The following is a 7223-nucleotide window of genomic DNA, read 5'->3' on the forward strand; positions in this document are numbered from 1 at the left end:
CCCCCTGTGCAGCATATCCGGTCTATGCCGCAGACAGTGGCGGCATAGATGATTTCTGGGGCGATGTCCGACACCGAAGTGCGGGGAGTGCACAGCACTTTGTGGCGACACCCGGCTATCGAGGCCGGTATGCCGAGCATGAGCACCGTGGAGAAGAGCGGAGCTTGCCCGCCCGGTATGTACAGCCCCACACGCTCTATCGCCACCGGGCGCTGGAGGCATCTGACGCCGGGCATCACCTCCAGATCCACCGCGCGGGGCTGCTGGGCGATGTGAAAGCGTCGGATATTGTCGGCTGCCACGGCTATGGCCTGTTTCACCTCGTCGCTGACCCTGTCGGCCGCGGCGGCGATCTCGTCGGCTCTCAGGGCTATGTCGGCGAGCTTCACGCCGTCATATCGCAGAGCCATGTCGCGCAGGGCTTCGTCTCCGCGTGAGGCCACGTCGTCGATTATGCGGCCCACGGCTTCCTCTATGTCGGCATCGTCGGGGGTGTTGCGCCGGCAGAGTGCGGCCCATTCGTTGCGGGCGGGGTTGATGACTGTCGTGATCATCTGATTATGTTTTCGAGCGCGAGCACGAGTATGTCCTGCGCGCCCATCTGTTTGAGCTGTTCGATCTTGTCCCACAGTTCGCTCTGGCGTATGACCACGTGGAGCGACGACCATGCCGGATCGGCAAGCGGCAGCACGGTCGGACTTTTCATGCCCGGAAGCATCCCTACGGCTGCGGCGACCCGGTCGGCCGGAATGTTCATCACCACGTATTTGAGTCCGCGGCTGTCGATGATCGACCTGAAGCGGAAGCAGAGCTTCTCTATGTCGCGCTCCTTGTCGGGCGGCAGTTGTCGCGAAGCCACGAGCACCGCTTCCGACTGCATGACAGTGTGCACTTCCGTGAGGCCGTTCTGCAGCAGAGTGCCGCCCGACGACACTATGTCGAAAATGGCGTCGGCCATGCCTACGGCCGGGGCCACCTCCACCGATCCGGCTATCTCGTGGATTTCGGCGCGGATGTTTTCGCTTTCGAAAAACTGGCTCAATATGCGCGGGTAGGAGGTGGCTATTCGGCGTCCGTCAAACCATCGGAGGCCGTCGTAGCCCGAATCTTTAGGAACGGCGAGCGACAGACGGCAGGCGCTGAAGCCGAGCCGCATCACCACGCGCAGCGGCTCGCCGCGCTCCTCCACTTCGTTTTGACCTACTATGCCCGCGTCGGCCACTCCCATGCTGACGGCCTGCGGTATGTCGTCGTCGCGCAGATATAGGGCTTCCATGTCAAACCCTTTTGCACGCGATATCAGCTGTCGGTGTCCGGCGCCGACGGTGATGCCGGCATCGGCAAGCAGCTGTGTGGTGTCTTCGTTTAGACGCCCTTTGGACTGAATGGCGATCTTGATCATTACTTTTGCTTTTCGTGAAAATCCCCCGGCGTTGGCTGCCGGGCACTGACGTTGACTTGTGGCGGGGAGAAATGCCCCGCATTTCGCAAAAGTAGCAAATAATTTCTCATAAATATGCAATCGTCGCGTTTATTTCGCGCCGATAAGGCATTTTATGAGAAATTCAGAGATTTCTAAATTTAGTGATACGGATTTTGAGCAGGATCGTCAGGTTTATTCGTAACGCATGGTTTCGGCCGGGGAGATACGCGATATCAGATGGCTCGGTATCAGAAGCAGTGCCACCGACACTATGGCTACGGCTACGTCGATTAGCGCTATCGTGCCGAAACATTCGGCCATCGGCACATAGTTGAGATAGTAGGCTTCGGGATTGAGGGGGATTATGTGGAGCCGGTTTTGCAGCACGATGATTGCGACCGCCACCAGATTTCCGGCTATCAGTCCGGCGGCCACTATGCGGCAGGCCATCATGACGAACACCCGCCTGATCTGGCTGTCGGCGGCTCCGAGAGCCTTGAGGAGGCCTATGGTACGCACCCGCTGCAGTATTATTATCAGCAGGCTCGATATGAGTGTGAACCCTGTCACGCAGCCCATCAGCGAGAGTATCACCACTATATTGGTATCCAGCAGTTCAAGCCAGTTGAAGTATATGGCGCCGGTGGTGTTTACGTTGTCGATGCGGTATGATTCGGTCGATCCTGTGGTCTGCAGATGCTTGAATAGGCCGGCGCGCAGCGATGCCGTGGCCTCGTCGATCATGTCGGTGTCAAGGCCGTTGATGTCGATGGATGTGCCGGTCAGGCTGTCGGTGTGGTTGAGCCGCTGCAATATGTCGATAGGGCAGAAGGCCATGAGCTTGTCGTATTCGCCGAAGTGGGTGTCGTAGACCGCAGCCACGCGCATTTTGCGTGTCAGCAGATTGCCGCCGATGAAAAAGTGGACGGCTACGGTCTCGCCCGTGGCAAGCCCGAGAGCCGATGCGGTCGTGCGCGAGATCACTATGGGATTCCCTTCGTGTCCGTAGGCAAAGTGAGGCATCGTGTCGCCCTCGGCAGTCTGGCGGGCGATAAACCGGTAGGTGTCGCTGCCGTCGGTTATGCCTTGCAGCACTATCCCCTCGAAGTCGGTGTCGGTCTTGATCATAGCCGGCTGATGGATGCGCAGCGACGCGTGCGATCCGGGTGCGGCATCGGCTATGATGGTCCGGAGGCTGTCGGTGAGCCGTATGCCGCGGTTGACGCGTTCGGCGCCATAGCCTTCGGCCTGACTGACGGTGATCTGCTGTTCGAAGCCGGTCACCTTCTGGCGTATCTCTGTCTTGAAACCGGTGGCGATGCTGACGGCCAGGACCATGACCAGCAGCGACAACGCGGTGCCGGCAATGGCTATCACCACTCCCGGAGCAAGCCGGGAGTGCCGGCGGCCGGCGGCCGCGCGCTGGCGCAGGCTCAGACGGCGAGCAAGCTCCAGTTCGATTCTCATTGCGGGGCTTCGGCGGTTTTGCCCGGATAGGCGCGGAGGGCTTCGGTGAGCACCTTCAGGGCATGTCCGAGATCGGCCTTGTTGAGCACGTAGGCCATACGTACTTCGCGTTTGCCCATGCCGGGAGTGGTGTAGAAGCCCGATGCCGGAGCCATGAACACCGTGGCGCCCTCATATTCAAAATCGTTCAGACACCATTCGCAGAAGCGGTCGGCGTCATCCACCGGCAGGCTCACCACGGTGTAGAACGCGCCCATAGGTATCGGCGAGTAGCAGCCGGGTATGCGGTTGAGGCCGTCGATGAGAAATTTGCGGCGCTCCACATATTCGTTGTAGGTCATGAGCATATAGTCGGCTCCGGCATCGATCGAGGCTTCGGCCACGATCTGACCCAGCAGGGGAGGGGAGAGGCGGGCCTGACAGAATTTCATGACGTTTTGCTTCAGCTCTTTGTGCTTGGTGATGATGGCGCCGATGCGTATGCCGCACTCGTTGTAGCGTTTCGACACGGAGTCGATCAGCACCACGTTCTGCTCCACTCCCGGCAGGTGGAAGGCCGAGATGTAGGGCGCTCCCGTGTAGCAGAATTCGCGGTACACTTCGTCGGAGAAGAGAAACAGGTCGTATTTCTTCACCAGATCGCGTATCTGCAGCATCTCCTTCATCGTGTAGAGATAGCCGGTGGGATTGTTGGGATTGCATATCAGGATCCCTTTGGTGCGGGGAGTGATGAGAGCCTCGAACTTTTCGAGGGGCGGCAGGGCGAATCCTTCGTCGATAGAGGAGGGCACGGTCACGATCTTCGCTCCGGCCGATATGGCGAAGGCCATATAGTTGGCGTAGGCGGGCTCGGGCACGATGATCTCGTCGCCCGGATCGAGGCACGCCATGAACGCGAAAAGCACGGCTTCAGAGCCGCCGGTGGTGACGATGATGTCGTCTACGTCCACGTCGATGTTGAAGCGGTGGTAGTAGTCGGCGAGTTTCTCGCGCAGAGAGCGCAGTCCCTCCGACGGGCTGTATTCGAGCACCTTGCGGTCGATATGCTTAAGCGCGTCGAGTCCGGCCTGCGGTGTGGGCAGGTCGGGCTGTCCGATATTGAGCTGATATACTTTGACACCGCGCTCTTTGGCTTTGTTGGCCAGCGGAACGAGCTTGCGTATGGGCGATGCGGGCATGATCTGTCCGCGTTTTGACGTTTCAGGCATGGGCTATCGTTTTTGTGATGTCACAAAGTTAATGAATTTTATCCGGTCGGAGATGCATGGCGACGATTCTTTGTCCGTTTCCGCACCGGCAACCTGAGGAGAGAGCAGTTTCAGCGCCCTGATGTAGCTGTCGCCTTTGCCCAGCCGCTCCATCATGCGGTAGGCCCAGAGATCGGCCTGGTATATCTGGTCGGCCGAGTAGATGTAGGCCGGCGTCAGTGTAGAGCCGTTTGTCTCGACGTTGATATTGGTGGTCGAGAAGTCGTTGTATGAGAAGTCGTCGTAATGGTCGCTTTCGGTCATGGCGAGAGTGAGATCAGCCGCCACGAGCGCTCCGATGGCGATGCCGCTCCACACTTTGCCTTTTCGGCGCCGTTTGGCCTCGTCGTAGAAAAACTGCAGCTGATGGCGCATTGCTCCATGAACAGCCTGTGCCGATATAATGCCGTTGAGCATGTCGTCGTCGCACCCCCGGCTGTAGACGAGTCCGGTGGTGATTACGATGGCGAAGCCATCCTCGGTGAGCGGGGCGAAGGCTTCCGCCCGGGGATTGTCGACCACATACAGGCGTGTCGCGATGCTGTCGCACGGCAGTCCTGCCGTTGCAAGCAGGCTGTCGGCCCAGGGTTGCAGGTCGATCCTGACGTGTGAGTTGTATTCGGGATAGAATTTAGGCATCTTCGTGCATGCGTCGATCGCCTTGCGTTCGAGTCCCTTGTCTTTGGCGATGTCGCGGTTCAGACGGGCAAGATTTCTGTCGGCGCCGAGGGCTGCGTTCCAGAACGCCGCGTTGTTGTCAGTCGGCACGGCGATGGCTTCGGGTGCTACGTCGTAACGCGAAAGAATCTTCCGGAATTTTTTTACGGAGTCATCGGCAGCGGCTGATGCGACGGTCGTGATGACGAGGAGCATGGTGATGATTCTTTTCATGGCTGTGGTCGGATTGGTGATGGTTTATTGACGATCTGGAGAGATGAAAAAAGAGCTCCGGGCTGAAATGACCCGAAGCCCTGTGGTGTTGTGTTATTCTGTAGGTTGATTCAGAACTTGAATCCGGCCGATATTACTATCTGGTCGGTCTTGTCCGACAGCTTGGCCTGTACCGGAGTGGCGCCGTTGTAGTTGTTGGCGGTGAAAGTCTGGAACGCGCCCTTGCGTATGCCATGCACGTAGGCGGCGTCGGCATAGAAGTTCTTGTAGCGGTAGCCGAGTCCGCAGGTCACATACTGTCGGGTCTTGTCTATCGTGAAGCTCGGCGTGGTTTCAGTGCCGTCGGGGCCGTCGGTATATACGTATTCCTCGCCGCGTTCAAACGACTGCTCTACCGGCGACGACTGCCACTGGTAGCCGGCTCTGACGCTCCAGCTCGGCGAAATGCGGTATTCGGCTCCGAGGCGGAGTATGTTGACAGCCTTGTAGTAGGTGGTGATGTCGCCGTTGATGTCGGTGTAGGCATAGCCGTCGCGGTCGCTCACGTGTGTTTTCTGCATCGGGCGATACTCGTAGTCGAGGCTCAGTATGGCCTGCGAACCGATGACGCCCGCCACACCGGCCATGATGCGCCACGGTGTGCGGAGCTTCCATTCGAAGTAGTCCACGTAGCCGTCGTTGACCTGATTGGTGCCGCTGATGCCGCCGCCCATGCCGAAGTCGGTCTGTGCGAAGCCCTCCTGCTTGAGGTTGTAGTAGGTGGGGGTGTGGACAGCGAAGCCGAGGCGAAGCTCGTTGATCGGGCGCACTATGGCACCGATCTTGAAGTTGAACCCGCTGCCCCATATATGTTTCCAGCTGTCAAGGCCGAAACCGCCCCCGCCCGTGGTGGTGCCGATGGTGTTTCCATCGTTGTCAAGCACCGGTATGGATGCATTCTCCATATCTTCGGTGTAGTAGACGCTCTGGCGGTACTCCAGGTCTGTGATGCCGAATCCCATGCCCCAGTAGACGATGTTGCTGATGTTGCCGCCGAAGTTGATGGCATATTCGTCGGTATAGCCCTTCTCCTCCGATGCAAACGATCCGTAGCCCGATGTGCCGTTCTGCCACATGCCCTGATAGTTGGTGGGGCTTCCCACAGGGGTGATCATGAAAGAGTTGTAGGCCAGGATGCTCATCCACGAGGCCTGCGAGTCGAGATAGGGGTTGTAGTCGGTGCCTCCCGAGAGGTCGCTGTCGCTGAATGCGTCCTGGGTCGTATAGCCGGCTATGAGGTTGGTCAGCGAGCCTTGCAGGTTGCCGATGCTGCCCTTGAAGCGGCGGTCGAACGATGCGGTGCGCGAATAGCTTGCGCCCCAGTTGAAGTAGGGCATTATGTCGCTGCCGGTGTACACTGCGCCGATATATCCGAAGTTGTTGCAGTTTGCTTTTGTCATGCTGGAACTGGCGCTGAAGCCCTGTGTGGTCGACTTGCCCGACAGCATGTTGATGTCGAGCGTGGCGCCGATCTCGCTGTTGCGGTACAGTCCTATGCCGCCGGGGTTCTGGTTGAGTGTCGACAGATCGCCTCCGAGGGCGGTGAACGCGCCGCCCATCGACATGAAGCGGGCTGTGCCTCGCAGACCCTGCTGCGAGAGCTGGAATGCGTCGGTGGCCGTCTGTGCTCCGGCCAGCAGCGGCAGGGAAGCCGCTATTGCTGCTGTTATAAGGCTCTTTTTCATTTTGTTCTTGTTGAAAAGATCTCGTTGTTGGGATTTATGCGTGCTGAATCAGGATATGACCTTGGAGGTCTGGCCATGATTCAGGTCAGTGGCGGCCTCGGCTTCCGCCTCCGCCCGAACGGGTGCCTCCGCTTGAGCGAAATGAACCGGTGGAGCTTTGGCGATAGGTGCTGCCCGAATTATGGCGGTAGCTGTCGCTGCTTGAGTTGTTGCGTCCGGGGCGGGTGTAGTTTTTGTAATTCTGGTTCTGGTTGCTGTTGTAGTTGCCGTTGTTGCCCGAAGCCGGACGGCGGTAGTTGCCTGCCGGAGCGGAGGGTCGGCGGTAGGAGTTGTTGCCGGGGCGGTATGTGCCGGTGCTCTGATGGCGGCCGGGTCTCAGGCCTGTTGCCGGACGGTTGCTGCCCGGACGGTTGGCCGACGGACGGTGGGCGGCGCCGGGATGGCGGGGATTGTAGTAGGGACGGCTCCATC

Annotated in this window: 6 protein-coding genes and 1 pseudogene; all 7 read right to left on the reverse strand. The window is 59.0% G+C overall.

The window, feature by feature from the left end:
- A partial coding sequence (locus C5O24_RS09390; RefSeq protein WP_161553867.1) for a histidinol dehydrogenase occupies positions 1-554 on the reverse strand: 554 nt, incomplete at its 3' end.
- The gene (hisG, locus tag C5O24_RS09395; protein ID WP_107035615.1) at positions 551-1402 is read right to left on the reverse strand and encodes an ATP phosphoribosyltransferase; all 852 of its coding nucleotides are present in this window, start codon (positions 1400-1402) and stop codon (positions 551-553) included. The genes C5O24_RS09390 and hisG, both read right to left, overlap by 4 nt.
- Positions 1403-1615: 213 nt before the next feature.
- Positions 1616-2890 (reverse strand): ABC transporter permease, encoded by a 1275-nt coding sequence (locus C5O24_RS09400; RefSeq protein ID WP_107035614.1) that lies wholly within the window; start codon positions 2888-2890, stop codon positions 1616-1618.
- A complete protein-coding gene (locus C5O24_RS09405) occupies positions 2887-4098 on the reverse strand; it encodes a pyridoxal phosphate-dependent aminotransferase (protein WP_107035613.1) in 1212 nt (403 codons plus the stop codon). The genes C5O24_RS09400 and C5O24_RS09405 overlap by 4 nt, the downstream gene beginning before the upstream one ends.
- 3 nt (positions 4099-4101) lie before the next feature.
- Positions 4102-5028 carry a hypothetical protein gene (locus C5O24_RS09410; protein ID WP_107035612.1) on the reverse strand — a complete coding sequence of 309 codons (927 nt, stop codon included), beginning with the start codon at positions 5026-5028 and terminating at the stop codon, positions 4102-4104.
- Between the two features lie 110 nt (positions 5029-5138).
- The gene (locus C5O24_RS09415) at positions 5139-6752 is read right to left on the reverse strand and encodes an OmpP1/FadL family transporter (protein WP_107681744.1); all 1614 of its coding nucleotides are present in this window, start codon (positions 6750-6752) and stop codon (positions 5139-5141) included.
- An 85-nt stretch (positions 6753-6837) separates the two neighbouring features.
- Positions 6838-7223, reverse strand: a pseudogene (locus tag C5O24_RS14025) (hypothetical protein); the annotation flags it as partial.

This window comes from Paramuribaculum intestinale (assembly GCF_003024925.1).
GTDB classification, from domain to species: domain Bacteria; phylum Bacteroidota; class Bacteroidia; order Bacteroidales; family Muribaculaceae; genus Paramuribaculum; species Paramuribaculum intestinale.

What these genes read in the sequence shown, in the direction of transcription:
- hisG (WP_107035615.1), bottom strand. Translation starts at nt 1,402, where the DNA reads ATGATCAAGATCGCCATTCAGTCCAAAGGGCGTCTAAACGAAGACACC.
- C5O24_RS09400 (WP_107035614.1), bottom strand. Translation starts at nt 2,890, where the DNA reads ATGAGAATCGAACTGGAGCTTGCTCGCCGTCTGAGCCTGCGCCAGCGC.
- C5O24_RS09405 (WP_107035613.1), bottom strand. Translation starts at nt 4,098, where the DNA reads ATGCCTGAAACGTCAAAACGCGGACAGATCATGCCCGCATCGCCCATA.
- C5O24_RS09410 (WP_107035612.1), bottom strand. Translation starts at nt 5,028, where the DNA reads ATGAAAAGAATCATCACCATGCTCCTCGTCATCACGACCGTCGCATCA.
- C5O24_RS09415 (WP_107681744.1), bottom strand. Translation starts at nt 6,752, where the DNA reads ATGAAAAAGAGCCTTATAACAGCAGCAATAGCGGCTTCCCTGCCGCTG.